This window comes from Achromobacter sp. NCFB-sbj8-Ac1-l, assembly GCF_052695805.1.
This window is the reverse complement of record NZ_CP199812.1, coordinates 2,011,264-2,035,982: the sequence shown is the minus strand read 5'-3', so window position 1 is coordinate 2,035,982 and position 24,719 is coordinate 2,011,264. Positions and strand designations below refer to the sequence as shown.

24 protein-coding genes are annotated in these 24,719 nt (G+C 65.3%); 2 read left to right on the top strand and 22 right to left on the bottom strand.

What is annotated here, in order from left to right; genetic code table 11:
- Nucleotides 1-46 precede the first annotated feature (46 nt).
- The 10 genes from hfq to ndk form a co-directional block, all read right to left on the bottom strand.
- The gene (gene hfq / locus ACUDP5_RS09360) at nt 47-283 is read right to left on the bottom strand and encodes an RNA chaperone Hfq (RefSeq protein ID WP_006218585.1); all 237 of its coding nucleotides are present in this window, start codon (nt 281-283) and stop codon (nt 47-49) included.
- A gap of 161 nt (nt 284-444) precedes the next feature.
- The gene (gene hisC, locus ACUDP5_RS09355; protein WP_263913742.1) at nt 445-1,512 is read right to left on the bottom strand and encodes a histidinol-phosphate transaminase; all 1,068 of its coding nucleotides are present in this window, start codon (nt 1,510-1,512) and stop codon (nt 445-447) included.
- Between the two features lie 3 nt (nt 1,513-1,515).
- Nucleotides 1,516-2,868: a ribosome biogenesis GTPase Der gene (gene der / locus ACUDP5_RS09350; protein WP_263913741.1), complete on the bottom strand. Its 1,353-nt coding sequence runs from the start codon at nt 2,866-2,868 to the stop codon at nt 1,516-1,518.
- A gap of 25 nt (nt 2,869-2,893) precedes the next feature.
- On the bottom strand, nt 2,894-4,051 hold the full coding sequence (gene bamB, locus ACUDP5_RS09345; protein WP_263913740.1) for an outer membrane protein assembly factor BamB: 1,158 nt from the start codon (nt 4,049-4,051) through the stop codon (nt 2,894-2,896).
- A 5-nt stretch (nt 4,052-4,056) separates the two neighbouring features.
- The gene (locus tag ACUDP5_RS09340) at nt 4,057-4,695 is read right to left on the bottom strand and encodes a YfgM family protein (protein WP_263913739.1); all 639 of its coding nucleotides are present in this window, start codon (nt 4,693-4,695) and stop codon (nt 4,057-4,059) included.
- A gap of 2 nt (nt 4,696-4,697) precedes the next feature.
- A complete protein-coding gene (gene hisS, locus ACUDP5_RS09335) occupies nt 4,698-5,984 on the bottom strand; it encodes a histidine--tRNA ligase (protein ID WP_263913738.1) in 1,287 nt (428 codons plus the stop codon).
- Between the two features lie 54 nt (nt 5,985-6,038).
- Nucleotides 6,039-7,325 (bottom strand): flavodoxin-dependent (E)-4-hydroxy-3-methylbut-2-enyl-diphosphate synthase, encoded by a 1,287-nt coding sequence (gene ispG / locus ACUDP5_RS09330; RefSeq protein ID WP_445658609.1) that lies wholly within the window; start codon nt 7,323-7,325, stop codon nt 6,039-6,041.
- Nucleotides 7,326-7,340: 15 nt separating this feature from the next.
- A complete protein-coding gene (locus ACUDP5_RS09325) occupies nt 7,341-7,844 on the bottom strand; it encodes a helix-turn-helix domain-containing protein (RefSeq protein ID WP_263913736.1) in 504 nt (167 codons plus the stop codon).
- Nucleotides 7,841-8,995 carry a 23S rRNA (adenine(2503)-C(2))-methyltransferase RlmN gene (rlmN, locus tag ACUDP5_RS09320; RefSeq protein WP_175192634.1) on the bottom strand — a complete coding sequence of 385 codons (1,155 nt, stop codon included), beginning with the start codon at nt 8,993-8,995 and terminating at the stop codon, nt 7,841-7,843. The genes ACUDP5_RS09325 and rlmN overlap by 4 nt, the downstream gene beginning before the upstream one ends.
- A gap of 41 nt (nt 8,996-9,036) precedes the next feature.
- A complete protein-coding gene (gene ndk, locus ACUDP5_RS09315) occupies nt 9,037-9,462 on the bottom strand; it encodes a nucleoside-diphosphate kinase (protein ID WP_076519905.1) in 426 nt (141 codons plus the stop codon).
- A 361-nt stretch (nt 9,463-9,823) separates the two neighbouring features.
- Between ndk and ACUDP5_RS09310 the strand changes: the two genes are divergently transcribed.
- On the top strand, nt 9,824-12,718 hold the full coding sequence (locus ACUDP5_RS09310; RefSeq protein WP_445658608.1) for a valine--tRNA ligase: 2,895 nt from the start codon (nt 9,824-9,826) through the stop codon (nt 12,716-12,718).
- Between the two features lie 119 nt (nt 12,719-12,837).
- Here ACUDP5_RS09310 and ACUDP5_RS09305 read toward each other — a convergent pair whose 3' ends face one another.
- The 8 genes from ACUDP5_RS09305 to rpsP all read right to left on the bottom strand — a co-directional run bounded on the left by ACUDP5_RS09305 (nt 12,838) and on the right by rpsP (nt 19,096).
- Entirely contained in the window at nt 12,838-14,127 is a 1,290-nt protein-coding gene (locus ACUDP5_RS09305; protein WP_445658607.1) for an NAD(P)/FAD-dependent oxidoreductase, read from the bottom strand.
- Nucleotides 14,128-14,136: 9 nt separating this feature from the next.
- Nucleotides 14,137-14,868 carry an amino acid ABC transporter ATP-binding protein gene (locus ACUDP5_RS09300; RefSeq protein WP_263913733.1) on the bottom strand — a complete coding sequence of 244 codons (732 nt, stop codon included), beginning with the start codon at nt 14,866-14,868 and terminating at the stop codon, nt 14,137-14,139.
- On the bottom strand, nt 14,865-15,518 hold the full coding sequence (locus tag ACUDP5_RS09295; RefSeq protein WP_025135212.1) for an amino acid ABC transporter permease: 654 nt from the start codon (nt 15,516-15,518) through the stop codon (nt 14,865-14,867). The genes ACUDP5_RS09300 and ACUDP5_RS09295 overlap by 4 nt, the downstream gene beginning before the upstream one ends.
- A gap of 115 nt (nt 15,519-15,633) precedes the next feature.
- The gene (locus ACUDP5_RS09290) at nt 15,634-16,386 is read right to left on the bottom strand and encodes an ABC transporter substrate-binding protein (protein WP_263913732.1); all 753 of its coding nucleotides are present in this window, start codon (nt 16,384-16,386) and stop codon (nt 15,634-15,636) included.
- 90 nt (nt 16,387-16,476) lie between these two features.
- On the bottom strand, nt 16,477-17,151 hold the full coding sequence (locus tag ACUDP5_RS09285; RefSeq protein ID WP_263913731.1) for a helix-turn-helix domain-containing protein: 675 nt from the start codon (nt 17,149-17,151) through the stop codon (nt 16,477-16,479).
- A 183-nt stretch (nt 17,152-17,334) separates the two neighbouring features.
- Complete coding sequence (trmD, locus tag ACUDP5_RS09280) at nt 17,335-18,150, bottom strand: tRNA (guanosine(37)-N1)-methyltransferase TrmD (protein WP_025135209.1); 816 nt, start codon at nt 18,148-18,150, stop codon at nt 17,335-17,337.
- Nucleotides 18,150-18,767, bottom strand: a complete 618-nt coding sequence (gene rimM, locus ACUDP5_RS09275) for a ribosome maturation factor RimM (protein WP_263913730.1) — start codon at nt 18,765-18,767, stop codon at nt 18,150-18,152. Before rimM ends, trmD begins: the two co-directional genes overlap by 1 nt.
- 68 nt (nt 18,768-18,835) lie before the next feature.
- The gene (gene rpsP / locus ACUDP5_RS09270; RefSeq protein WP_025135207.1) at nt 18,836-19,096 is read right to left on the bottom strand and encodes a 30S ribosomal protein S16; all 261 of its coding nucleotides are present in this window, start codon (nt 19,094-19,096) and stop codon (nt 18,836-18,838) included.
- A 279-nt stretch (nt 19,097-19,375) separates the two neighbouring features.
- Here rpsP and ACUDP5_RS09265 point away from each other — a divergent pair, with 279 nt between their 5' ends.
- Nucleotides 19,376-19,957 (top strand): hypothetical protein, encoded by a 582-nt coding sequence (locus tag ACUDP5_RS09265; RefSeq protein ID WP_263913729.1) that lies wholly within the window; start codon nt 19,376-19,378, stop codon nt 19,955-19,957.
- Nucleotides 19,958-20,023: 66 nt separating this feature from the next.
- Here the strand turns inward: ACUDP5_RS09265 and ACUDP5_RS09260 are convergent, their stop codons facing one another.
- From ACUDP5_RS09260 to ACUDP5_RS09245, 4 genes are all read right to left on the bottom strand, one after another.
- Entirely contained in the window at nt 20,024-20,293 is a 270-nt protein-coding gene (locus tag ACUDP5_RS09260) for a sulfurtransferase TusA family protein (protein ID WP_263913728.1), read from the bottom strand.
- A complete protein-coding gene (alaS, locus tag ACUDP5_RS09255; RefSeq protein ID WP_263913727.1) occupies nt 20,280-22,904 on the bottom strand; it encodes an alanine--tRNA ligase in 2,625 nt (874 codons plus the stop codon). The genes ACUDP5_RS09260 and alaS overlap by 14 nt, the downstream gene beginning before the upstream one ends.
- A 78-nt stretch (nt 22,905-22,982) precedes the next feature.
- Nucleotides 22,983-23,939, bottom strand: coding sequence for a prepilin (locus ACUDP5_RS09250; RefSeq protein ID WP_263913726.1), 957 nt, complete (start codon nt 23,937-23,939; stop codon nt 22,983-22,985).
- 131 nt (nt 23,940-24,070) lie between these two features.
- On the bottom strand, nt 24,071-24,688 hold the full coding sequence (locus ACUDP5_RS09245) for a type 4 pilus major pilin (RefSeq protein ID WP_263913725.1): 618 nt from the start codon (nt 24,686-24,688) through the stop codon (nt 24,071-24,073).
- Between the last annotated feature and the right edge of the window lie 31 nt (nt 24,689-24,719).

Genomic DNA, 24,719 nt, shown 5'->3' with positions numbered 1-24,719 from the left:
GACGTCGACCGTCCGGCGGGCAATAAAAGGTACTGCAGGAGCGAGATTACTCAGCAGGGACTTCCACCTGGAAATTCACGGCGCGGGCGGGAACAACGGTGGAAATGGCGTGCTTGTAGACCATTTGCGTGACCGTGTTACGCAGCAGCACCACGTACTGGTCGAAAGATTCGATTTGCCCTTGAAGCTTGATACCGTTCACCAGGTAAATGGACACCGGCACGTGATCTTTGCGCAGGGTGTTCAGGAACGGATCTTGCAGAGTTTGCCCTTTATTGCTCATTGGCCAGGCTCCATTTGTTTGTTATTGAGTGGTGGCGCGCCGTGTACTGGTGGAGCACGCCGAAACATGTACTCTACAGGGTTTTCCCGGCCCGTGCCACTTGTGTCGGAAGTGAAGATGACACCAGAGTTTTCCGCCGCAAAAGCCCCGCCGGCCGTGGTTCAGACGACCTCGGCGAGCGCCTTCAGAAGCAGCTCGCACTGCTCATCGGTGCCCACTGTAATACGTAGAAACTGGTCTATGCGCGGCTGCCGGAAATGGCGCACGATGATGCTGCGTGCGCGTAGCCCGGCGGCCAGTTCCGCAGCGTCCCGGGATGCATGCCGCGCGAACACGAAGTTCGCGCTGGATGGCAACACCTCGAAGCCCAGCGACACCAGACCCGCCGCCATCCGTGCGCGAGTCTGGATCACGGCTTGGCGGGTCTGCTCAAAATACTCCGTATCCTCAAGCGCCGCCACCGCCCCGGCCGACGCCAGGCGATCCACGGGGTAGGAATTGAAGCTGTTCTTGACCCGCTCCAGCCCGTCGATGAGTTCGGGGCTGCCTACGGCGAAGCCGACCCGCAGGCCGGCCAGCGAGCGCGACTTGGACAGCGTCTGGACCACCAGCAGGTTGTCGTAGCGCGCGGTCAGGGGAATGACGGATTCAGCGCCGAAGTCGACATACGCTTCGTCCACCACCACCACGGCATCCGGATTGCCGGCCACGATGCGTTCGATTTCCGCGACCGTCAGCGCCCGCCCGGTGGGGGCATTGGGGTTCGGGAAAATGATGGCGCCGGCCTGACCATGCCGCGCGGGCAGGTAGTCGTCGACATCGATGCGGAAATCGTCGGTCAGCGGCAGCGTCTCATAGGCAATGCCGTACAGGCCGCAATAGACGGGATAGAAGCTGTAGCTGATATCGGGAAAACGCAGCGGACGCTCGTGCTTGAGGAGCGCCAGGAAGGCATGGGCCAGCACTTCGTCCGAACCGTTGCCCACGAACACGCGCGACGGTTCCACGCCGACCGTGGTCGCGATCGCCTGGCGCAGGCGGTCGGAGGACGGGTCCGGATACAGCTTGAGGGTGTCGTCGCTTGCCGCGCGGATCGCCTCGAGCACCTTGGGCGACGGCCCGTAAGGGTGCTCGTTGGTGTTCAGCTTGACCAGGTTCTGAAGCTTGGGCTGCTCGCCCGGGACATACGGACTGAGCGTCCCGACCACGGGACTCCAGAAACGGCTCATGGGTCAGTCTTCCTGCGCGTAGGGGTTGTGCGAGGATTTGAATTCGATGCGCAGCGGGGTGCCGGCCAGGTCGAACGCATTGCGGAAACGGGTTTCCAGGTAGCGGCGATAGGAATCCGGAATGGCGTCCAGCGCGTTGCCATGGATGACGACCAGCGGCGGGTTCTGCCCGCCCTGGTGCGCATAGCGCATCTTGGGACGGAAGATGCCCTTGCGGGGCGGCTGCTGTTGCTCGATGGCGGCCTGCAGCTCGCGCGTGAGCTTGGGGGTGGAAAGCTTGGCAAACGCGGCCGCATGGGCCGAATTGATGGACTTCAAGAGCGGCTTGATGCCCTGCCCCCGCAGCGCCGAAATGGTGTGCACGCGCGCAAACGACAGGAAGCGCAGCTTGCGCTGGAATTCGCGTTCGATGCGTTCTTTTTCTTCACCATCCAGGCCGTCCCATTTGTTGACGGCGACGACCACCGCGCGGCCGGTTTCCAGCACGAAGCCCGCGATGTGGGCGTCTTGCTCGGAAATCTCGGTTTGCGCGTCCAGCATCAGCAGCACGACGTTGCTGGCCTCGATGGCCTGCAGCGTCTTGATGACGGAAAACTTCTCGACGGCCTCGAACACCTTGCCGCGCTTGCGCAGGCCGGCGGTGTCGATCAGCGTGTAACGGCGGCCATCGCGGTCGAAATCGATTTCGATGGCATCGCGGGTCGTGCCAGGCATGTCGAAGGCGATGACGCGTTCTTCGCCCATCAGGGTGTTGATCAGCGTGGACTTGCCGACGTTGGGACGGCCCACGATGGCCAGCTTGATGCGGTGGTCGTGCTCGCCCTCTTCGACGACGTCTTCTTCGGCGGGCGGCTCGGCCAGGTCCTTGAGCGCGAGCTCGATCAGGTCGACGATGCCGTCGCCGTGCGCGGCCGAGATGGGATAGGGCTGCCCCAGGCCCAGCTCGTGGAATTCAGCGATGGCAGGGCCCAGGCCCATGCCTTCAGCCTTGTTCACCGCCAGCAGCACGCGTTGCTGGCCGGATTTGCGCAGCAAGGTGGCGATTTCGTGATCGTGGGCGTTCAGGCCCGCGCGGGCGTCCACCAGGAACACCACCACGTCCGCCTCGGCGATGGCCTGCCGGGTCTGGCGAGCCATCTCCAGCAGGATGCCGTCCTTGGCGACGGGCTCGAAACCGCCCGTGTCGATGGCGATGAAGGGGATATCGCCCACCCTGCCCTCGCCATAGTGGCGATCGCGGGTCAGGCCGGAAAAATCGGCCACCAGCGCGGCGCGCGATCGCGTCAGGCGGTTGAAAAGGGTCGATTTACCCACATTGGGGCGACCGACCAGGGCAACGACAGGCTTGAAGGACACGGTGTAAGGCTTTGTTCTTAAGGGTTTAATTGGTACCGATCAGGACGAGATTGCCATTGCCCGTCTGGACCAGCACACCTTGGGGAGTCGTCTGGGGCGGCGATACGACGGCGCCGCCGCCGACCGACAGGCGCGCCATCAGGCTGCCGTCGCTGCGCGACAGGAAATGCACGTAACCGTCCAGGTCGCCGACTGCCAGCGCCCCGCCCAGCGTGGCCGGAGCCGTCAACTGGCGGTTTTTCAGTGCAGCCTGCTTCCAGATATTGCCGCCGTTATCCAATGCGAAGGCGTTGACCACGCTGTTCTGGTCGGCCGAGTAGGCAAAGCGCTCGTCCAGGGTCATGCCGGTAACGCTGGAGAAGTCCTTGGCCCAGATCGGGCGGCCGCCGGCCGTCACATCAAAGCACACGATACGCCCTTGATAGGCCACGGCGCAAAGCAGGTTGCCGGCAATGCGGGGGGCGCCGACCACATCGGTCAGGCGTTCGAGGTCGCTGGCGCCGCGCGGCGTAGCCACGGTGCCTTCCCATTGCACGTTACCACTATCCGAGGCGATGGCCAGCAGCTTGCCGCCCGGCAGCCCGCTGATGACCAGGCCTTCGGCCAGGACCATCTGGGCCACGCTGCGCAGGGCCAGGGCGGGACCCGGGCGCTGGACGCTCCAGAGGCGCTCGCCGTTGTTCGCATCGAAGGCCTGGATACGGTAGTCGCCGCTGCGGACAACGACGATGCCATAGCCCACCACGGGCGAGATATTGACGTCGCTGGTGGCGCGGACCTTCCACTTGACCTTGCCATTGTCGTCGAACGCGACCACGTCGCCATCCGGCGAGGCCACGGCGGTGGTGGTGCCGTCACTGCCGGCACCGGCGGTCAGCTTGACGCCTGCCTGGGCTTTCCAGATGGGGCGGCCACTTTGCAGATCGAACTTGCCGACGGAGCCGTCGGGCGTCGCGGCATAGATGGAGCTGCCCAGCACGGTGGGCGCGAAGCCCAGGCCGGAACCGCTGCCGATGGACGTGGACCAGATCTGGCGCACGGACATGCCGGCCTTGTATTCGGTCAGGGGGGCGGGGTCGTAACGGCCGTCATCATGGGAAAACAGGCCGCAGCCACCCAGGGCCAGCAAGCCCGACAGGCAAACCGCGCCACGCCACGTACGGCCAAAGGCAAATTTACGCATTACAGTCACGCTCCGCTCAGGGCATCCAGTTTCAGTTGCACAACCTGGGTCAGCGGATTTGCCGTACCCAGGCCATCAATGGCGCTTTGCCATGCGGCACGCGCTTCATCGCGCTTGCCTTGGGCAGCGAGAATATCGCCGCGGCGGTCGGCAAACAAGGCCGCGAAGGCCGCCGGCGCGTTGTTCAACTGCGCCAGGGCGCCATCGTATTGCTTCTGGTCGAGCAGCAGGCCGGCCAGGCGCAGGCGCGCCACGGCCTGCATGGACGGGTTCTTGGACTGCCCTGCCAGCCATTCGAGCTGCTGGCGCGCGCCGTCGATGTCTTTCTGGGCTTGCAGCGCCTGGGCCGCCACCAGGGCGCCACGGGCGGCGTAACCGGTGGAGCCGTATTGGTCGCGCAAGGTGGCCGCGGCCGCCTTGATGCGCACGGAGGAGTCGGCCCCGCCCAGGCGGGCCGCGTCTTCCAGGGCCTCGAAGTAGCCCATGGCCTGGTTGGCACGGTGCGATTGATAGGCCTTCCAGCCCCACCAGCCGCCCCATGCCACGACCACGGCCGTCAGCAGCGACACCATCAGCGTGCCGTAGCGGGCCCACCACGCCTTGATGGCGTCGAGTTTTTCCTGTTCTTCGAGATCGTATGCCATGCCTAACCCTTGTGATTCAATACTTCGGCCAAGGCCGCCAACGGGACTTGCTGCTGCGCGGCGTCGCCCTGGGCGTCGGCGCGCAGGAATTTGACGCTGGCGGTCTGCGAGGCCACTTCATCGGCGCCAAGGATAACCGCAACCCGGGCGCCACTGGCGTCCGCGCGCTTGAATTGGGACTTGAAGCTGGCCGAGCCGGCGTGCACGACCACCGACAGGCCGGCATCGCGCAGGTCTTCACCGACCCGGGCGGCCAGGCGCTGGGCGTCTTCACCCTGGTGCACCACATAGACGTCGCATTCGGCCGGGGCATCGACCTGCACGCTCTGCTCCCAGAGATCGAGCAGGCGCTCCATGCCGATGGCGAAACCGACGGCGGGCGCGGCCTTGCCGCCCAGCAGTTCGATCAGGCCGTCGTAGCGGCCGCCACCGCAGACCGTGCCCTGGGAACCCAGGCGGTCGGTGACCCATTCGAAGACGGTCAGGTTGTAGTAGTCGAGCCCGCGCACCAGGCGCGGGTTAAGGCGGTATTCGATGCCGGCATCGGTCAGGCGCTGGCAGACGCCGTCGAAGTGCGCGCGGGATTCCTCGCCCAGGAAGTCGAACAGGCGCGGGGCGCTGTCAGCCATTTCCTGCATGGCGGGGTTTTTCGTGTCCAGCACGCGCAGCGGATTGGTGTACAGGCGGCGCTTGCCGTCTTCGTCGAGGATGTCGGCGTGCTTTTCCAGGTGGGCGATCAAGGCGGCGCGGTGCGCGGCGCGCTCAGCCGGCTGGCCCAGCGAATTGAGCTCGAGGCGTACGTCGGTCAGGCCCAGCAGCTTCCACAGGCGAGCCAACATGACGATGAGTTCGGCGTCGACATCGGGGCCGGCGAAACCCAGGGCTTCGACGTCGATCTGGTGGAACTGGCGGTAGCGGCCGCGCTGCGGGCGCTCGTGGCGGAACACGGGGCCGATGGAGTAGACGCGCTGCGGGCGGTCGTACAGCAGGTTGTGCTCGATCGAGGCGCGCACGATGCCGGCCGTCATTTCGGGCCGCATGGTGAGCGATTCGCCATTGAGCGCATCGGTGAAGGTGTACATCTCTTTTTCGACGATGTCCGTCACTTCGCCGATGCCGCGCGTGAACAGGCGCGTATGCTCAAGCACGGGCGTACGCACATTGCGATAGCCGTAGCCGCGCAGCCAGCCGCGCACGATTTCCTCGAATTGCTCCCAGCGGGCGCTGGGCCCTGGCAGCAGGTCATTCATGCCGCGGATGGCGGCGACTTTCTGGAAAGCTTGAGTCATCTTGATCATGCCGCATCACGCGCTGGCAAGCGCGCTGGCGGCGACACCCTTTCTTTAATGAGAGGCGAGCGCGCCGTAGCGACGCGCGACGTAGTCTTCAACGATGGCCTGGAATTCTTCGGCGATATGGTCGCCCTTCAGGGTGACCGTGCGCTCGCCGTCGACGAATACCGGCGCGGCCGGCACCTCGCCGGTGCCCGGCAGGCTGATGCCGATGTCCGCGTGGCGGCTTTCGCCAGGCCCGTTGACCACACAGCCCATGACCGCGACGTTCATGCTTTCGACGCCGGGGTATTGCGTCCGCCAGACCGGCATCTGCCGGCGCAGGTAGGACTGGATGCTGTCGGCCAGTTCCTGGAAGAACGTGCTGCTGGTGCGGCCGCAACCGGGGCAGGCCACCACCATGGGCGTGAACGCCCGCAGACCCATGGTCTGCAGGATTTCCTGGGCCACCACGGCCTCGCGGCTGCGGTCGCCGCCGGGTTCGGGCGTGAGCGAGATGCGGATGGTGTCGCCGATGCCCTGCTGCAGCAGCACGGCCAGCGCGGCGGTGGACGCCACGATGCCCTTGCTGCCCATGCCGGCTTCGGTCAGGCCCAGGTGCAGCGGGTAGTCGCAGCGCGCCGACAGGTCGCGGTAGACCGCGATCAGGTCCTGCACATGGCTGACCTTGCACGACAGGATGATGGCATCGCGACGCAGGCCGAGTTCTTCGGCGCGCTGGGCATTGCTGATGGCGGACACGACCAGGGCGTCGCGCATGACGGCCTGCGCTTCCCAGGGCTGGGCGCGCCGGCTGTTCTCGTCCATCTTGCGGGCCATCAGTTCATGATCGAGGCTGCCCCAATTGACGCCGATGCGCACCGGCTTGTCGTAGCGGCAGGCCACTTCGATCATCTGGGCGAAATTGTCGTCGCGACGCTTGCCCCCGCCCATGTTGCCCGGGTTGATGCGGTACTTGGACAGCGCCTGCGCGCATTCCGGAAACTGCGTCAGGAGCTTATGGCCGTTGTAGTGGAAATCGCCGACCAGGGGAACATTGACACCCATGCGGTCGAGCTGTTCGCGGATGGCCACGACTTCCTTGGCCGCCTCGGGGGTATTGACCGTGATGCGCACCAGCTCGGAGCCGGCGAGCGCCAGTTCCTTGACCTGGATCGCCGTGGCGATCGCGTCGGCGGTGTCGGTGTTGGTCATGGACTGGACCACGACGGGCGCGTCGCCGCCCACCATGACCGTGCGGTCGCCCCACTTGACCGCCACCGCACGTGTGTGACGGCGGGTAGCCGCGCCCACCGCGGGCGGCGGCGCATCCTGGCAAGGCAGAGAGGAATCTTGCATCGGCGGAACCGGTAATTACTTGGACAGCTTGGGAAGCCAGTCGAACGCGAGCCAGTGCTGCGGCAGCCAGCCCTGCCAGAAGGCATAGGCGACGCCGGCGGCAAGCACCAGCACGATGGCGATCAGCCAGCCCCAGGAGGTCGACGACGAGCGATCGTCGTCGGCGCTGGATTGGGGAATGGAATGCGCGGAATGCAGCGCACCCGGGCTGAGCTTGACGGGGCCGGTGGCGCGGGCCTTGGGGTCCAGCGAGTCCACGATGGCCTGGGAATCGGCGCCCAACAGGCGGGCGTAGTTGCGGATCAGGCCGCGCAGCGAAACGCCGGTGGGCAGATCGGCCCACTGCTCGTTTTCAAGGGCTTCGATCTGCTTGGGGGAAAACTTGATGCGGCTGGACACTTCATCGAGCGACCAACCCTTGGACTGGCGCAGCGTGCGCAGCGCCGAACCCACATTGCCCGAGCCGCTTGCGGCGCCCGTGGACGTCTCTGAAACTGCAGAAGCGAAATCCTGCGTCATGCATGCACCTGTTTAATTGGTATGGTCTGGCGCTGCGCGGCGTTCCGTTCGGTGATCCGGGTACGGTCGCGCACTTCTCCCGCCAGTTGACCACAAGCGGCATCGATATCGTCACCCCGGGTCTTGCGTACGGTCGTGATGATGCCGGCGTCCATCAGGCGCTGGGCAAACACTTTGACACGCGCCGAAGACGAGCGCTTCAGGCCGGACGCGGGGAAGGGATTGAACGGGATCAGATTGAGCTTGCAGCGAATCTGGCGTGCAATGTGTATCAGTTCTTTGGCGTGCTGGTCGGTATCGTTGATGCCGTCCAGCATGCAGTATTCGAAAGTGATGAAGTCGCGCGGCGCGTACGCCAGATAGCGTTCGCACGCGGCCAGCAGCTCCTTCAGGGGGTACTTCTTGTTCAGCGGCACGAGCTCGTCGCGCAGCGCGTCGTTGGGCGCGTGCAGCGATACGGCCAATGCCACCGGACAGTCTTGCGAGAGGCGGTCCATCATGGGGACCACGCCCGAGGTGGACACCGTGACGCGGCGGCGCGACAGGCCGTAGGCGTTGTCGTCGAGCATCAGGCGCAAGGCGGGCAGGACCTGGTCGTAGTTGAGCAGGGGTTCGCCCATGCCCATCATGACCACGTTGCTGATGACGCGGGTGTCTTCGGTGGCGCGGGCGCCTTCGAGGCGTGCCGTGCCGATGTCGGCTTCAAGCACGCGCTTGGCCCACCACAGCTGGCCGATGATTTCGCTGGTCTTCAGGTTGCGGTTGAAGCCCTGGTGCCCGGTCGAGCAGAAGCGGCAATTGACCACGCAGCCGGCCTGGCTGGAAATGCACAGGGTGCCGCGATCATCTTCGGGAATGAAGACGGTTTCGATGGCGTTGCCCTGCCCCACGTCGAACAGCCACTTGCGGGTGCCGTCGGTCGAGCGCTGCTCGATGTTGACGGGCAAGGCCTCGATGCGGCAATTCGATGCGAGCTGGCCGCGGAAATCCCGGGCCAGATCGGTCATGGCGTCGAACGAATCGGCGCCGCGCTGGTGCATCCAGCGCTGCAGCTGACGGGCGCGAAACGGCTTGCCGCCCCACTGCCCGACGAGTTCGGACAGGGCGGAGCCGTCCAGCCCCAGCAGATTGATTCGTTCGACGGATTCCATGACCTGGGTAAAGCTGAATATCTAAAACGATTTCCGGGAAATCAACGGCTGTGGATGTTGATTTCGGGGAAGAAGAAAGCCACTTCGACGGCGGCCGTTTCCGGGGCGTCGGAGCCGTGCACGGCGTTGGCGTCGATGCTGTCGGCGAAGTCGGCGCGGATGGTGCCCGGGGCGGCCTTCTTGGGGTCCGTGGCGCCCATCAGGTCGCGGTTCTTCTGGATGGCGTCTTCGCCTTCCAGCACTTGCACGAACACGGGACCGGAGATCATGAAGTCAACCAGGTCCTTGAAGAAGGGGCGCTCTTTGTGCACGGCGTAGAAACGCTCGGCGTCGGCGCGCGACAGCTGGGCCAGGCGGGCGGCGATGACCTTCAGGCCGGCTTGTTCGAAGCGGCCGACGATCTGGCCGATGACGTTCTTGGCGACGGCGTCGGGCTTGATGATCGAGAGGGTGCGTTGGATGGACATGAGAACTCCGAAAACTGATTGCTGACTGGTTTCTATAATTGCCTGGCGCGGCCTGCGCTTGTCGGTGTCACCCTTCAAGCCACATCGCGCTGTGGGCGCGAGAAGCGGTTCGGAACGATTGCGTGCCCCGGACCGGCCCGGCCGCCTGTGACCCAGGCGGGGATTCGACACTGCCTACCCTTTAGCCCCCAACTTCGAGCCCCCCAAAATTTTGGCGAAACTTCAATGAATTCAGGGACTTCTAAAAGGTTTACAGTAACCCGGTATTCTAACACGCCGATACGACCGCATTACATCTTAAAATGAGCGGTTTGCTTGCCCGTATCCATCGACCGGGCGCCCTGTCTGCCGGAACCCTGCAATGACCCAAGCTGCTCCCCCGAACGCCGCGAATCCCGCGAACGACTCCCAGGAACTCTCCAAGAGCTTTGAACCCGCCGAACTCGAATCCCGCTGGTATGCCGAGTGGGACAAGCGCGGGTATTTCGCCGCCGGATCGCACGTAAAAACAGGGACGGAATCAAAGCCCTACGTCATCCAGTTCCCGCCGCCCAACGTGACGGGCACGCTGCACATGGGACATGCATTCAACCAGACCATCATGGACGGCCTGGTGCGCTACCACCGCATGCTGGGTGACGACACCGTATTCATTCCGGGGACGGACCACGCCGGCATCGCCACGCAGATCGTGGTTGAAAGACAGCTGGACGCCCAGAAGGTTTCGCGGCACGACCTGGGCCGCGAAAAATTCGTGGAAAAAGTCTGGGAATGGAAGGAAAAGTCGGGCAACGCCATCACCGGCCAGGTGCGCCGCCTGGGCGCCTCGGCAGACTGGCCGCGCGAATATTTCACCATGGACGACCGCATGTCGCGCGGCGTGGTGGAAACCTTCGTGCGCCTGCATAAACAGGGCCTGATCTACCGCGGCAAGCGCCTGGTCAACTGGGACCCCAAGCTGCTGACCGCCGTGTCCGACCTGGAAGTGCAGTCTGAGGAAACCGACGGCCACATGTGGCACATCCTCTACCCCTTCGTCGATGGCCCGCAGACCATCGTCGACAAGGATGGCCAGACGGTGACGCTGCGCGGCATGACCATCGCCACCACCCGCCCCGAGACCATGCTGGCCGACGGCGCGCTGTGCGTGCACCCCGAAGACCCGCGCTACAAGCACCTGGTCGGCAAGCAAGTCGAACTGCCGCTGTGCGACCGCAACATCCCCATCATCGCGGATGACTTCGTCGACCCCGAATTCGGCACGGGCTGCGTGAAGATCACCGGCGCGCACGACTTCAACGACTACGCCTGCGCGATGCGCCACGATCTGCCGCTGATCGTCATCTTCACGCTGGATGCGCATATCAACGAGAACGGCCCCAAGCAGTTCCAGGGCATGGAACGCTACGAGGCCCGCAAGGCCGTCGTGGCCCAGCTGGAAGCCGACGGCTACCTGGTCAAGGTCGAGCCGCACAAGATGATGCAGCCCAAGGGCGACCGCACCGGCGTCGTGCTCGAACCCATGCTGACCGACCAGTGGTTCGTGGCCATGAGCAAGCCGGCCCCCGAAGGCACGCTGAACCCGGGCAAGAGCATCACCGAAGTGGCGCTGGAAGTCGTGGCCGATGGCCGCATCCAGTTCTACCCGGACAACTGGACCACCATCTACAACCAGTGGCTGAACAACATCCAGGACTGGTGCATTTCGCGCCAGTTGTGGTGGGGCCACCAGATCCCCGCCTGGTACTCGGAAGACGGCCAGGTGTTCGTGGCACACGACCAGGCCGAAGCCGAAGCGCAGGCGCGCGCCGCCGGCGTGACGGGCGCGCTCACGCGTGACCCGGACGTGCTGGACACCTGGTTCTCGTCGGGCCTGGTGCCCTTCACCACCCTGGGCTGGCCCGACAAGACGGCCGACCTGGAACGCTACCTGCCGTCCAGCGTGCTGGTCACGGGCTTTGACATCATCTTCTTCTGGGTCGCCCGCATGGTCATGCTGACCACGCACCTGACCGGCCAGATCCCGTTCAAGCACGTCTACGTGCATGGCCTGATTCGCGACGCGGACGGCCAGAAGATGAGCAAGTCCAAGGGCAACACGCTCGACCCGGTCGACCTCATCGACGGCATCGACCTGGACGGCCTGGTGGCCAAACGCACGTATGGCCTGATGAACCCCAAGCAGGCCGGCAGCATCGAAAAGGCCACGCGCCGCCAATACCCGGACGGCATCCCGGCCTTTGGCACCGACGCGCTGCGCTTCACCATGGCCGCCTACGCCACGCTGGGCCGCAACATCAACTTCGACCTGAAGCGCTGCGAAGGCTACCGGAACTTCTGCAACAAGCTCTGGAACGCCACCCGCTTCGTGCTGATGAACACCGAAGGCCATGACCTCACCGGCACGGAAACCGGCGAACTGTCGTTCGTGGACCGCTGGATCGTCAGCCAGCTGCAGGCCCTGGAAGCCGACGTGGCGCGCGGCTTTGCCGACTACCGCTTCGACAACATCGCCAATGCGCTGTACCGCTACGTCTGGGACGAATACTGCGACTGGTACCTGGAGCTGGCCAAGGTGCAGATCCAGACGGGCACGCCGGCCCAGCAGCTGGGCACCCGCCGCACGCTGATCCGCGTGCTGGAAGGCGTGCTGCGCCTGGCCCACCCCATCATTCCGTTCATCACCGAAGAACTGTGGCAGAAGGTCTCGATCGTGGCCGGCAAGCGCAAGGAAGGCGTCGCCGACAGCGTCAGCGTGCAGCCCTACCCGCAGGCCAACCCGGCCGCCGTGGACACCGCCGCCGAAGCCGATGTGGCCGAACTGAAGGCCCAGGTCGAAGCCGTGCGCGCGCTGCGCGGCGAGATGAACCTCTCGCCCGCCCAGAAGGTGCCGCTGTGCGCCCAGGGCGACGCGCCCACGCTGACCCGCAACGCGCCTTACCTGGCCGCGCTGGCCAAGCTGAGCCAGGTCGACGTGCTGGACGTCCTGCCCGATGCCGGCGCGCCGGTGCAGGTGGTGGGCGCCAGCCGCCTGATGCTGCACGTCGAAGTCGACGTGGCGGCCGAACGCATCCGCCTGGACAAGGAAATCGCGCGCCTGGAAGGCGAGATCGCCAAGGCCAACGGCAAGCTGTCCAACGCCAGCTTCGTCGAGCGCGCCCCGGCGGCCGTGGTCGAACAGGAAAAGGCCCGCGTCGCGCAGTTCGGCGAGACGCTGCAGAAGGTGCGCGAACAACGCGGCAAACTGGGCAATTGATGCCTGGCGGGCATCACGCCTGACGCCCCCCCCCCTCGAAGCCCCGGCCCCGGTCCGGGGCTTTTTTCTTTGCGCGGCTGCCCTGCGCCCGATCTGGCGTGCCTGCCGCGCCCGCCAGTCTAGACCCCGCCGTCGGTCATTCGATACCAGGTGACGACAGCGTTCACGTACAGCCTGCGCAGGCCATAGAGCGGGAATGGCGTTACGGGCGACAAGGGCACCGGCAGCGCCTTGGCGTCGCCGCTGACCACGTACTGCGCCATGGCGCGGCCCATGCTGGTCTGCAGGCCCACACCACGCCCCTGGCACCCGATATCCACCAGCAGACCGGGTTCGGGTTCGTGCAGATGAGGCAGGTAGTCCCTCGTGATGGCGACCCGCCCGCACCAACGGTATTCGAAGGAGGCGCCCGCCACCTGCGGGAACATCTTGACCATCACCCGCTCCAGGTGCGCCCAGTCCTCGGGCCCTTTGGGTTCGCGGAACGGACCGCGGCCGCCCATCAGCAGCCGGCCCTGGTGGTCCAGCCGGAAGTACAGCAGCAGATTGCGCGTATCCGAGGTGACGTGGCCTTGCGGGAAGATGCCCGCACGCAGTTGCTCGGGCAGCGGCGCCGTGGCGACCTGGAAGGTATTGGCGTCGATGATCGAAGTTTTCAGCCCGGGCAGCAGGTCAGCGCCATAGGCGTTGGTGCACATCACCACGCGGTCGGCAATGACGGTCGCGCCGCGGGCCGTGGTAGCGGTCCATCTGCCGCCGTCCCGGCGCAACCCGGTGACAGGCGTGTCGGTGTGGATCACGGCGCCGGCATTCAGGGCCGCCCGGGCCAGGCCGCGTGCGTAGCTCAGGGGCTGTATGGCGCCCGCGCGCCGGTCCACCCAACCCCCCAGGTATCGGTCGGTGCCGATCAGGCGCGCGACTTCGGCCTTGTCCAGCGGTTGCGCATCGGCGCCATGGCGGGCCCACTGCGCCGCACGGGCATGTGCCAGGTTCAGCGCGGCGGCATTGTGCGCCCCCTGGATCCAGCCCTGGCGCACATGCGGCACGTCCATCGCGTGGCGCTCGATCAGGTTGAACACCGAATCCGCCGTCGCCCCGGCAAAGCGCACCAGGCGTTCGCCCGCCTCGGCGCCGAACATGGCGACCAGCGCGTCCGGATCGTATTTCAGGCCCGGAATGACCTGACCGCCGTTGCGCCCCGAGCCGCCGAAACCGATTTCGCGCGCTTCCAGCAGGACCGTGCGCACGCCCTGCTCGGCCAGGTGCAGCGCGGTGCTCAGGCCGGCATAGCCGCCGCCCACGACCAGCACGTCGGCCTGGGTCGATTGCACGAGCGGCTGGGTGTCAGGCGGCGGCGCGGCCGTGGCGGCCCACAGCGACGGGGACAGGGGAAACGGCGTCTGCGGCATGGCGGTTCCTTACATGGGGTGCAGCACGCGGCGCAGGAAGTCCTGCGTGCGGGGGTGCTGCGGATGATTCAGCACTTCACGGGCGGCGCCCTGCTCCACGATCACGCCGCCGTCGAAGAACATGACGCGGTCCGCGACTTCGCGAGCGAAACTCATCTCGTGCGTCACGACCACCATCGTCATGCCCGCTTCGGCCAGCTTGCGCATCACGCCCAGCACGTCGCCGACCAGTTCCGGGTCCAGCGCCGAGGTCGGCTCGTCGAACAGGATGGCCTTGGGCCGCATGGCCAGCGCGCGGGCAATCGCGACGCGCTGCTGCTGGCCGCCGGACAGCTGCGGCGGATGGGCGTCGGCCTTGTCGGCCAGTCCGACGCTGGCCAGCAGCTCGCGCCCCCATTCCAGCGCCTGCGCGCGCGGCTCGTGCTTCACGTAGATCGGCCCCTCCACCACGTTTTCCAGCGCAGTTCGGTGGGGAAACAGGTTGAAGCGCTGGAACACCATCGCCACCTGCGTGCGGATCGACACGATGGACGCGGCATCGCAGTCCACCCGCTCGCCATCCACGGTGATGCTGCCGGCGTTATAGCGTTCCAGGCCGTTGATGCAGCGCAGGATGGTGGACTTGCCCGAACCGGACGGCCCGATGACGCAAACGACCTCGCCCTTGGTGACTTCGGCGTCGATGCCCTTGAGCACCTCTAGCGAACCGAAGCTCTTGCGTACCCCCTTGAGTTCGATCATTTGGCGGCACTCCTTTTTTCCAGGTGGCGCACCAGCAGGATCAGCGGCACGCACATCACCAGGTACATCAGCGCCACCAGCGAAAACACCGTGGCGTTCTTGAAGGTGGACACCGCAATCAGCTTGCCCTGCAAGGCCAGTTCGGCGACCGTGATGGTGGAGGCCTGCGACGAATCCTTGAGCATCATGATCATGATGTTGCCGTACGGCGGCAGCACGATCTTGACGGCCTGCGGCAGCACCACGCGGCGCATGGTCAGGCTCCAGCTCATGCCCATGGCCATGGCGGCTTCGATCTGCCCGCGGTCGATGGCCTCGATGCCCGCGCGGAAGTTCTCGGCCTGGTAGGCCGAATACGCCACACCAAGGCCGATGATGGCGGCCTGCACGGCCGTCAGCGACACCCCCATGTCCGGCATGACGAAGTAGATGTAGAACAGCAGCACGATGATCGGGATGCCGCGCAGCAGGTTGATCACGCCCGCGCTGAATTTGGCCAGGTACTTGTTGCCCGAGACGCGCATCAGCGCCCACACCAGCCCCAGCACCGTCGACAAGGCCAGCGAACCCAGCGTCACCAGGATGGTGAGCTTGGCGCCTTGCAGCAATATCGGCAGGTATTCCGCCGCGTCCTTGAAGAATTCCGTCATGCTTCATCACCCCAACAAGACTGCGCTCGCGGGCGCCGGCCGTGCCCGGCCCGCCCGCGCGCACGATGCACGCAGGTCGGGCGCATGCCCCGGCGGCCCCACCCTCAACCCGGCGTCAGGCGCCCAGGCCCCACTTCTTCAGGATGCGGTCGATGGAGCCGTCCGCCTTCAGCTTGACCAGCGCCTTGTTGATGCGGTCCAGCAAGGCCGTGTCGTCCTTGCGCGTGGCCAGCCCCAGGCTGCCCATGACGGTAGGCTGGTAGGACTGCGCCATTTTCAGGTTGGGATAGTTGCCCTGGGTCAGGATGTAGGCGGCGATGGGGAAGTCCATGAAGCCGCCCTGGATGCGGCCGGCGTTGGCGTCGCGCATCATGTCAGGCGGGTTGTCGTAGAGCTTCACTTCCTTGAAAACACCGCTTTTCTGGATGGGTTCGACAAAGGCGGTGCCCACCTGCACGCCCACCGTCATGCCCTGCATGTCGGCGAAGGACTTGTATTCCTTGTTGTCGGTCTTGAGCACCATCAACCCTTCGCCGTAGCGATACACGGGCTCGGAAAAGCTCACCACCTGTTGGCGCTGCGGCGTGATGAACATGGCCGCCGAGACAATGTCGATGCGCTTGGACGTGAGCGAACCGATCAGCGCGGAAAAGGCCATGGGCTCGATCTGCACCTCGAACCCCGCCTCTTTGCCGACCGCCTTCACGATGTCGACCATCACGCCTTCTATGCTGTTGGTCTTGGTATCGAGAAACGTGAACGGGCTGCCGGTGGGCGTCGAGCCCACTTTCACCACCGTTTGGGCCTGCGCGCCCGCGGCCGTGGACAATGCTGCAAATACAGAGACAACCAGAGTCTTGAATTTCATGACATTTCCTCATCGTGGCAAAGAGTTCCAGGCGCTGCCTGGAAGGCGGATGATCCCCAGTGTCATCGCGCCGCTTTACTGCCCGCGCGCTCAACGCGCCCGTTGCGTCTCGTCCCCCGCGGCTTGAGTGATATTGGAAATGGCCCAGATGACCTCGGTCGCCTGCGACCCGGGATTGCGCCAGCGCCGCGGCGTGCTGCTGGCATAGCAAAAGCTGTCGCCCTCGTTGAGCAGGACGACGCGGTCGCCCACCCACAGCTCAAGCGAGCCCTTGAGCACCACGCCGATCTGCTCACCCTGCCCCGTCACGAAAAGCTCGTTACCGGTCGAACCACCCGGCTCGATGGTGCAGCGGCACAGATCCATGCTGTGGCAGGCCGGCGGCGTATACATCTCTTTGACGATGCCTTTCTCGCGCAAGTCGATGTAGCGGTGCGTGCCGGCCCGGGCGACCCGGCCGCCGTCTTCGCCTTCGGTGTGCTCGGCGTTACGCAGCAAGGCGTTGACCGACACGCCGAACTCCCGCGCCAATTGGTGCAGCGTCTTGACCGAGGCGGAACTCAGGCCCCGCTCGATCTGGCTGAGCAGGCCCAGCGACATCCCGCAGGCCTGGGCCACATCAGCCAGCGAGCGGCCCTGGCCCTTGCGCAACTGACGCAGTTGCTGGCCCAGCCAGAGATCCACCGCGGACTCGGGACGCCCCGCCAACGCGGCCGGCTTGGGCAGCGGCGAATCCACACGCAACGAGGAAGAGGATCGGCTCATGTGAAAATTTCATTTTTATATAATTTTCAATACTAAGGAGCACGGGAAAGCGCCACAACCTAGGAACATCCCTAGCGGTGGGGCAATGCGGATTAGAGGGTCAAACACCAGGGCGCCCTGCCGCGCGGCCCTCTCGAGCCATGGCAGGACTACGCGTGCGCCGGCATGGCGCACCGCAACGAATCACGCCGTCTTGGGCTTGGAGAAACGGCGCTTTTTCTTCGGCTCGGGCAAGGGTTCGCCGGCCAGCTCGGCCAGGTAACGCTCGTCGGCCAGGGTCAGCCAGCCTTGTGCGCGGGCCGACTCGATGAGTTCAGGCCGGCGGGTGACTGTCAGCGCCAGCGAACGCTCGCGGCGCCAGCGCGCGATATTCGCGTGGTGGCCGCTGAGCAACGGCGCGGGCACGGATGCGCCCTCGTACACCTCGGGCCGCGTGTAATGCGGGCTGTCCAGCAAGCCGGACAAGGTGTCGTTGAAGGAATCCTGCAGGGCAGAATCGCCGTCGTTCAGGACGCCGGGCAACAAGCGCACGGCGGCGTCGATGACGGCAAGCGCCGCGATTTCGCCGCCGGACAAGACGAAGTCGCCCAACGAGATTTCATGCGTGACGCAGCGCTCGATGAAGCGTTGGTCGACGCCTTCGTAGCGGCCACAGATAAGGATCAAGCCATCGCTGGCGGCCAGGGCCTCGGCGCCTGCCTGGTCGTAGCGCTTGCCCACGGGCGCCAGCAGCGCCACGGGGGCCGGCGCCAGGCCTTGCGCCGCGCGCGCGGCTTGGGCAGCGCCGACGGCGGCCTCGAGCGGGGCCGCCATCATCACCATGCCGGGGCCGCCGCCATAAGGGCGGTCGTCCACAGTGCGGTGTATATCGTGCGTGAAATCGCGCGGATTCCAGGCATGCAGGGACCACCGGCCCTGGGCATGCGCCCGGCCGGTGACACCCAGGTCGCGCACCACCCCGAACATTTCGGGAAAGAGCGTAACGACGTCAATGCGCATCAGAGATCCGCGGGCCAGTCGCTATCGATGCGGCGAGCGGCCAGGTCGACAGCGTGTATGTGCGCGCGTACGAACGGAACGAGCATTTCGGCGGGCTTTCCCTTGGCGTTCAGAAGGGTTTCGGGACCATCGGCCCCCACCTTCTGGCACAAGACCTTCAAGACGGCATGAGCGCCGTTATCAAGGACTTCGTCCACCACGCCGATGAGCGCGGATTCGCCGCTCGCCGTGGTGTACAGCGAGCAGCCAATGAGATCCACCCAGTAGTATTCGTCTTCTTCGGGCGCAGGGAAGGAACCCCGCGGCGCCTGCACGGAAAAACCGCGCAGGGCTTCGGCCTGGTCACGATCGGCGATGCCGCTCAACTGGGCCACCACGGTGGCACCTTGCGAACGGGCTTGCACGACCTTGTATGCGACAGGCGCAGACGCGACAGCGCCCCGCGCCAATTCAGGCACAGGGCGAGTCAACCACCATTGAGAAGCTGAGAGCAGCACTTCGGCGTTGGCCGAATGCGGCTGCACCTTGACCCAGCCTTTCACACCGTAGGCCGCAGTGATGCGGCCCAGCTCGATCAAGTCCGCAGGCGCCGCGTTGGAAGTTGCGGCATCAGACATGTATCGGGCAGTCGGTTTTATCTAGCGTAGTAAAAACTAGCAGGGTTCAGGCTAAACGACGCGGGCAATCAAGCCGCGGCGGAAACCTTGGCCGAGTAGTCTTTGACCAGACGCTCGACAGCCGGCGACAGCTGGGCGCCGTTGCTGGTCCAGTGCTGCACGCGATCCAGCGCAATGCGCAGGTTTTCCGTACCTTCGTTGGCAACGGGGTTGTAGAAACCCACGCGCTCGATGAAACGGCCGTCGCGACGGTTACGCGAATCGGTGGCCACCAGGTTGTAGAACGGACGCTTCTTGGACCCACCGCGGGCCAGGCGAATCACCACCATAGGTAATCCCTTGAATTAGTTGTGAAAAACGGGAAATTCTAGCACTTAAAGAAGCCGGCTGGCAAATGCAGGTGCTGAAAAATCGGGAGTCGCGCGGGATTTGTGTTCTAAAACACCACATGCGGGTATTCTAGAAATCCCTAAATACGGGCCGGAGCCCGCCGCAGACAGAGTGTAGCCCGTCGGGCACCCCTGTGCTGCCTGTCAGCGCGTTTGAAGAATATACCTGATTGCAGAAATCGGCGTTTCCCTCAAACTTCCTCTTCCGGAGGGTGCAACATGAAGAACCGTAAAGCTGTCTTCACCCCTGTCGCACGGCTGGCTTTGACAGGTTTGCTGGCGGGCATGCTGGCGATGCCGCTGGCGGCGTCGGCCCGGGTGCTCGGCGCGGCGCTGACCACCGCCACAGGCAAAGTCACGGCGGTAGACCCCGCCACCCGGACCATCACGCTGCAAGGCGCCAACGGCAATGTCGTCGATGTCCAGGCCGGACCGGACGTGCGCAACTTCAAGCAGATCAAGCCAGGCGACACGCTGACACTGGATTACTACGAATCGGTGGCCGTCGACGTGCGCCCCGCCGGTTCGGGCGCCCCTGAAGTGGTCACCGACACAGCCGCCACCCGCAGCGCCAAGGGCGCCAAGCCCGGTGGCGCGGCCGGCCGACAAACCCGCATCACGGCCGAGATCTGGCATATCAATAAAAGCGCCAACCTGGTCACGCTGAAAGGCCCGCAGGGCGGCCTTCGCACCATCCAGGTCCAAGACCCCGCCATGCAGGCCCGCCTGGCGCAACTGAAGGAAGGCGACCTGGTGGACTTCACCATTACCCAGGCCGTGGCAGCGGCGATCCACAAGTAGGCCGTTGCCCGCCAATAAAAAGGCCAGCCTTCGCAGGCTGGCCTTTTTATTGGGGGCGCAACATGCCTAACGGCGCCGCAAATAGTGCACGCCGCGGCCGTCGGTTTCGTGCTGCGCAACCAGCGCATTGCCTGTCTGGCGACAAAAGGCCTGGAAGTCGCGGATGGCGTTGCGGTCGGTGGTGATGACGCGCAGCACCTGACCGCTCTCCATCTGCGCCAAGGCCTTCTTGGCACGCAGGATGGGCAGCGGGCAGGTCAGCCCGCTGGCATCCACATCCTGGTCGAAGGACAGCGCCTGTGCGCCGGATTCGGCAACCATGTCAGAGACGCTCATCGACCCACTTCTGCACGCTGGCGATCGCGGCCGGCAGGGCCGCGATGTCGGTGCCGCCGCCCATGGCCATGTCGGGGCGGCCGCCGCCCTTGCCGCCCACCTGGCTGGCGACAAAGCCGACCAGGTCGCCGGCCTTGATGCGGTCGGTCAGGTCGGCGGTCACGCCACCCACCACGCTGATCTTGCCATCGGCCGAGCCGGTGGCGAGCAGCACGACTGCGGGCTTGAGGCGGTCTTTCAGGTTGTCGACCATGCCGCGCAGGGCCTTGGGATCGACATCGCCGATACCCGCGGCCAGGACCTTGATGCCCTTGACCTCGACCGCGGCGCTGCTGGCCAGGTCGTTGCCGGCGCTGGCAGCCAGCTTGTTGCGCGATTGCTCGAGGTCTTTTTCGAGCTGCTTGACCTGGTCCTGCACCTGGGCGATGCGGGCCGGCAGGTCGGCGGGCGTGCTGCGCAGCATGCCGGCCACCTGGGTCAGCAAGGCATTCTGGTTCTGCACCCAGGCCAGGGCGTTGTCGCCCGTGATGGCCTCGATACGGCGCACGCCGGCAGCCACGCCGCCTTCGGACACGATCTTGAACAGGCCGATGTCGCCGGTGCGGCTGACGTGGGTGCCGCCGCACAGTTCGCGCGAGAAGCCGATATCAAGCACGCGCACCGTGTCGCCGTATTTTTCGCCGAACAGCGCCATGGCGCCGCCCTTGACCGCGTCGTCGTAGGCCATGACCTGGGCCACGGTGGGCTGGTTGGCCAGGACTTCGGCGTTGACGATGGCTTCGACGCGCGCGATCTGCTCGGCAGTCAGGGGAGCATCTTGCGCGAAGTCGAAACGCGTCTTGTCGGGATCGACCAGCGAGCCACGCTGCTGCACATGGGCGCCCAGCACCTGGCGCAAGGCCTTGTGCATCAGGTGGGTGGCGGAGTGGTTGCGCACGGTGCGGGCGCGGCGCACCGCGTCCACGCGCGCCAACAGGGTATCGCCCACCGACAGCGTGCCCTCTTCGAGGGTGCCGTGATGACCGAACACGCCGGATTGGATCTTCAGGGTGTCGGCGACCGCAAAGCGTACGCCCGCAGCTTCGAGCAGGCCGGTGTCGCCCACCTGGCCGCCGGACTCGGCGTAGAACGGGGTGGCATCCAGCACCACGACGGCGCTTTGGCCAGCCTGGACCTGCTTGACCTGGGTGCCATCGACGTACAGGGCGGTAACCTTGACGTTGTCGAGCTCGAGCTTTTCGTAGCCCTCGAAGCGCGTTTCGGCGCCCTCGTAGCTGAGGCCTTCGGCCATCTTGAATTTGCCGGCGGCGCGCGCCTGATCGCGCTGGCGTTCCATGGCGACTTCGAAGCCGGCCATGTCGACATCGACCTCGCGCTCGCGGCAGATGTCGGCGGTAAGGTCCACCGGGAAGCCGTAGGTGTCGTACAGCGTGAACAGCGTAGTGCCATCCAGTTGGCCACCCTTGGGCACGTTGGCCAGGGCGGTGTCCAGGATGCGCATGCCGTGTTCGAGGGTTTCGCCGAAACGCTCTTCTTCCTGCTTGAGCACCTGCGCCACGCGCTCGGCCGTGGCGGCCAGCTCGGGGTAGGCTTCGCCCATTTCGGCGACCAGGTCGGGCACCAAACGATAGAAGAACGGCTTGGTCTGGCCCAGCTTGTAGCCGTGACGCAGCGCACGGCGCACGATGCGGCGCAGCACGTAGCCGCGACCTTCGTTGCTGGGGATCACGCCGTCGACGATCAGGAACGAGCAGGCGCGGATGTGGTCGGCGATGACCTTGAGCGAATTGTTTTCCAGATCCTTGACGCCCGTTTCGCGAGCGGCGGCGGCAATCAGGTGCTGGAACAGGTCGATTTCGTAGTTGGAGTGCACACCCTGCAGCACGGCGGCAATGCGTTCCAGGCCCATCCCGGTGTCGACACAGGGGCGCGGCAGGCGCGGCATGTTGCCGGCGGCATCGCGCTCGAACTGCATGAACACCAGGTTCCAGATTTCGATGTAGCGGTCGCCGTCTTCTTCGGGCGATCCCGGGGGGCCGCCCCAGATGTCGGGACCGTGGTCGTAGAAGATTTCCGAGCAGGGACCGCAGGGACCGGTGTCGGCCATCTGCCAGAAGTTGTCCGAGGCATAGCGGGCGCCCTTGTTGTCGCCGATGCGGATGATGCGCTCGGCCGGCACGCCGACTTCCTTGGCCCAGATGTCGTAGGCTTCGTCGTCTTCCTGGTAGACGGTGACCCAGAGCTTTTCAGCGGGCAGCTTGTAGACCTGCGTGAGCAGCTCCCAGGCGTACTGGATGGCGTCGCGCTTGAAGTAGTCGCCGAAGCTGAAATTGCCCAGCATTTCGAAGAACGTATGGTGGCGGGCGGTGTAGCCCACGTTCTCCAGGTCGTTGTGCTTGCCGCCCGCGCGCACGCTGCGCTGCGACGACGTGGCCCGCGTATACGACCGCGATTCCTTGCCTGTGAACACGTCCTTGAACTGGACCATGCCCGAATTGGTAAAGAGCAGGGTCGGATCGTTGCCCGGCACGAGCGACGACGAAGGAACGATGGTGTGTCCCTTGGACTTGAAGAATTGCAGGAACTGCTGGCGAATCTCGGAGGATTTCATCTTGGATGAAGCAGGATTTAGGCGAATCGTTGATTATAGAGGGTAGTCGGCGGCTTGCGCTGCCAGGCCCGCCTGCCCTCAGCGCATGCAGACGTACCCCATGGTCCAGCCCACCTCGGCATCCCAGACGCCCCCCGCCGACACCAGCACTGCCGAGTACCCCGGCGGACAACTGCAGGCGCCCGTGCGCGGGTTGGCCGTGGATTCACCGCTTTGCTGGACGCACCCTCGGGGATGGTTAAGGCTGAATGCGCCGCCAAAATCACCCCCACTGGCCTGCTGCCACAGCCCTGCCTGGCAACTCAGCAGTTCTCCGGATTGCGCACGGGCAATGCCCGCAGGCACCCCGTGGCAGTCCTGGCCCAGGCGTGCCTGCCCCTGCAATTCCAGGTATTCGCCCCCTCGCAGCCGACCGGCAACCGTCAGGTTGCCCTGCAGGTCCGGATCCCGGGCGTCACGCAGTTTGACGTATTTGTCTGCCTCGGAACGTTCCAGGCCCGCCCACGACACGACGGTACCCGGCGGATAGGTCGGTGCACCCGGTGCGGCGGGGTTGTCGAAGTTGAAAGCGGTGCCCCGCAACGCGGCGGGCGCCGTTGGCCACACCGCGCCGCCATAGCCGCCCGCGGACTCGATCACCACCGCGATGGCAGCCAGGTCGGGATATTGCGTCCCCGGTTTCAATAATGGCCGGTCGGCAAAGACCAGGGCATCGAGACGGCAAGGTTGCCCGGGGCACGTCGCCGTGCGCACGATCCGGACCTGTACGCCAAAGGCCAGAGCTGACTGCGCGGGGAAACCGGCCGGCAACGCGCCGACCCGGCGCAGTTCATCAAGCGTCGGCGCCAAGGAATCAGCGAACAGGGCAGACCCGTCCCCTGCCGTCGGCACCTGACCCGCGGCCCAGGCGTCGAAATGTCGCAACAGCGTCTGCTCCATCGCGGCTCGCACCTGGGCCAGCCAGACACCGGTGGCGCGTGCGGCGGAGTCCTCGATGCGGTGTGCCACCTGGCTGGATGCCCAGATCGCGATCATGGCCGTCAATGCCAACGCCAGGGCCAATTCAAGCAGGGAGAATCCGCCCTGCCCCGCCGACGTTTGCCCGGCGTTCCCGCCAGGCCTGCGATGGTGCCCGCACCCTGTGCCCCCGGACTTCGCGTACCTGTTCATTTGGCGGTGAACACGAATGTGTTGGTGTCACCCTGGCTGCAGCGGGTCTGGGCCAACGCCGCGCGGTAGGGAATGGCGGGCACGGCCAGGGCATTCTTGACCACGCCGGAGCCGTTGTCGCCCTCGATCGAAATGACCTCGGACACGCGCTGCAATACGGAGGCCAACGCCGGGCAAGCCGCATTGCTGACGTTGTTCAAGGTGACCGTGAACGCCGCCCCTACCCCCGCACCGTCCAGCGACGCCGCAGCGACCCGGACGACCCCGCTGCTGCCCGTTCCGCTTCCCCCCAGGCCGTGTGCGATGCGAGCCGAGGCGCCCGTGCCCTGCACCGACAACACGCTGGAATCGCGCAGCATATTGGCCATGGCGCCCGTATCCAGCCCGGCATAGGGCGTGATGCCGCCGCCCTGCGCGTTGACCCGCATGCTGACGATGAAGCGCTGCAACTCCTCGGCTACCTTGGGTACCTTGTTTTCGATGACGTAACTGCCGATGGCCGGGATGCCGACAATGGCGATCAATAGGACGATCGCCGTGACGATGGACACCTCCACCAACGAAAACCCTCGCTCGCGCCCGCCGCCCGCGATGCCTGCCCTGCACTGTTCCATTCGCCTCTCCATGGTGAAAAAAAACCGCTAC

Bases quoted from the DNA above. Each gene is read 5' to 3' on its own strand.
- hfq (WP_006218585.1), bottom strand. From the start codon at position 283: ATGAGCAATAAAGGGCAAACTCTGCAAGATCCGTTCCTGAACACCCTG.
- hisC (WP_263913742.1), bottom strand. From the start codon at position 1,512: ATGAGCCGTTTCTGGAGTCCCGTGGTCGGGACGCTCAGTCCGTATGTC.
- bamB (WP_263913740.1), bottom strand. From the start codon at position 4,051: ATGCGTAAATTTGCCTTTGGCCGTACGTGGCGTGGCGCGGTTTGCCTG.
- ACUDP5_RS09340 (WP_263913739.1), bottom strand. From the start codon at position 4,695: ATGGCATACGATCTCGAAGAACAGGAAAAACTCGACGCCATCAAGGCG.
- hisS (WP_263913738.1), bottom strand. From the start codon at position 5,984: ATGACTCAAGCTTTCCAGAAAGTCGCCGCCATCCGCGGCATGAATGAC.
- ispG (WP_445658609.1), bottom strand. From the start codon at position 7,325: ATGCAAGATTCCTCTCTGCCTTGCCAGGATGCGCCGCCGCCCGCGGTG.
- ACUDP5_RS09325 (WP_263913736.1), bottom strand. From the start codon at position 7,844: ATGACGCAGGATTTCGCTTCTGCAGTTTCAGAGACGTCCACGGGCGCC.
- rlmN (WP_175192634.1), bottom strand. From the start codon at position 8,995: ATGGAATCCGTCGAACGAATCAATCTGCTGGGGCTGGACGGCTCCGCC.
- ndk (WP_076519905.1), bottom strand. From the start codon at position 9,462: ATGTCCATCCAACGCACCCTCTCGATCATCAAGCCCGACGCCGTCGCC.
- ACUDP5_RS09310 (WP_445658608.1), top strand. From the start codon at position 9,824: ATGACCCAAGCTGCTCCCCCGAACGCCGCGAATCCCGCGAACGACTCC.
- ACUDP5_RS09305 (WP_445658607.1), bottom strand. From the start codon at position 14,127: ATGCCGCAGACGCCGTTTCCCCTGTCCCCGTCGCTGTGGGCCGCCACG.
- ACUDP5_RS09300 (WP_263913733.1), bottom strand. From the start codon at position 14,868: ATGATCGAACTCAAGGGGGTACGCAAGAGCTTCGGTTCGCTAGAGGTG.
- ACUDP5_RS09295 (WP_025135212.1), bottom strand. From the start codon at position 15,518: ATGACGGAATTCTTCAAGGACGCGGCGGAATACCTGCCGATATTGCTG.
- ACUDP5_RS09290 (WP_263913732.1), bottom strand. From the start codon at position 16,386: ATGAAATTCAAGACTCTGGTTGTCTCTGTATTTGCAGCATTGTCCACG.
- ACUDP5_RS09285 (WP_263913731.1), bottom strand. From the start codon at position 17,151: ATGAGCCGATCCTCTTCCTCGTTGCGTGTGGATTCGCCGCTGCCCAAG.
- trmD (WP_025135209.1), bottom strand. From the start codon at position 18,150: ATGCGCATTGACGTCGTTACGCTCTTTCCCGAAATGTTCGGGGTGGTG.
- rimM (WP_263913730.1), bottom strand. From the start codon at position 18,767: ATGTCTGATGCCGCAACTTCCAACGCGGCGCCTGCGGACTTGATCGAG.
- rpsP (WP_025135207.1), bottom strand. From the start codon at position 19,096: ATGGTGGTGATTCGCCTGGCCCGCGGTGGGTCCAAGAAGCGTCCGTTC.
- ACUDP5_RS09265 (WP_263913729.1), top strand. From the start codon at position 19,376: ATGAAGAACCGTAAAGCTGTCTTCACCCCTGTCGCACGGCTGGCTTTG.
- ACUDP5_RS09260 (WP_263913728.1), bottom strand. From the start codon at position 20,293: ATGAGCGTCTCTGACATGGTTGCCGAATCCGGCGCACAGGCGCTGTCC.
- alaS (WP_263913727.1), bottom strand. From the start codon at position 22,904: ATGAAATCCTCCGAGATTCGCCAGCAGTTCCTGCAATTCTTCAAGTCC.
- ACUDP5_RS09250 (WP_263913726.1), bottom strand. From the start codon at position 23,939: ATGATCGCGATCTGGGCATCCAGCCAGGTGGCACACCGCATCGAGGAC.
- ACUDP5_RS09245 (WP_263913725.1), bottom strand. From the start codon at position 24,688: ATGGAACAGTGCAGGGCAGGCATCGCGGGCGGCGGGCGCGAGCGAGGG.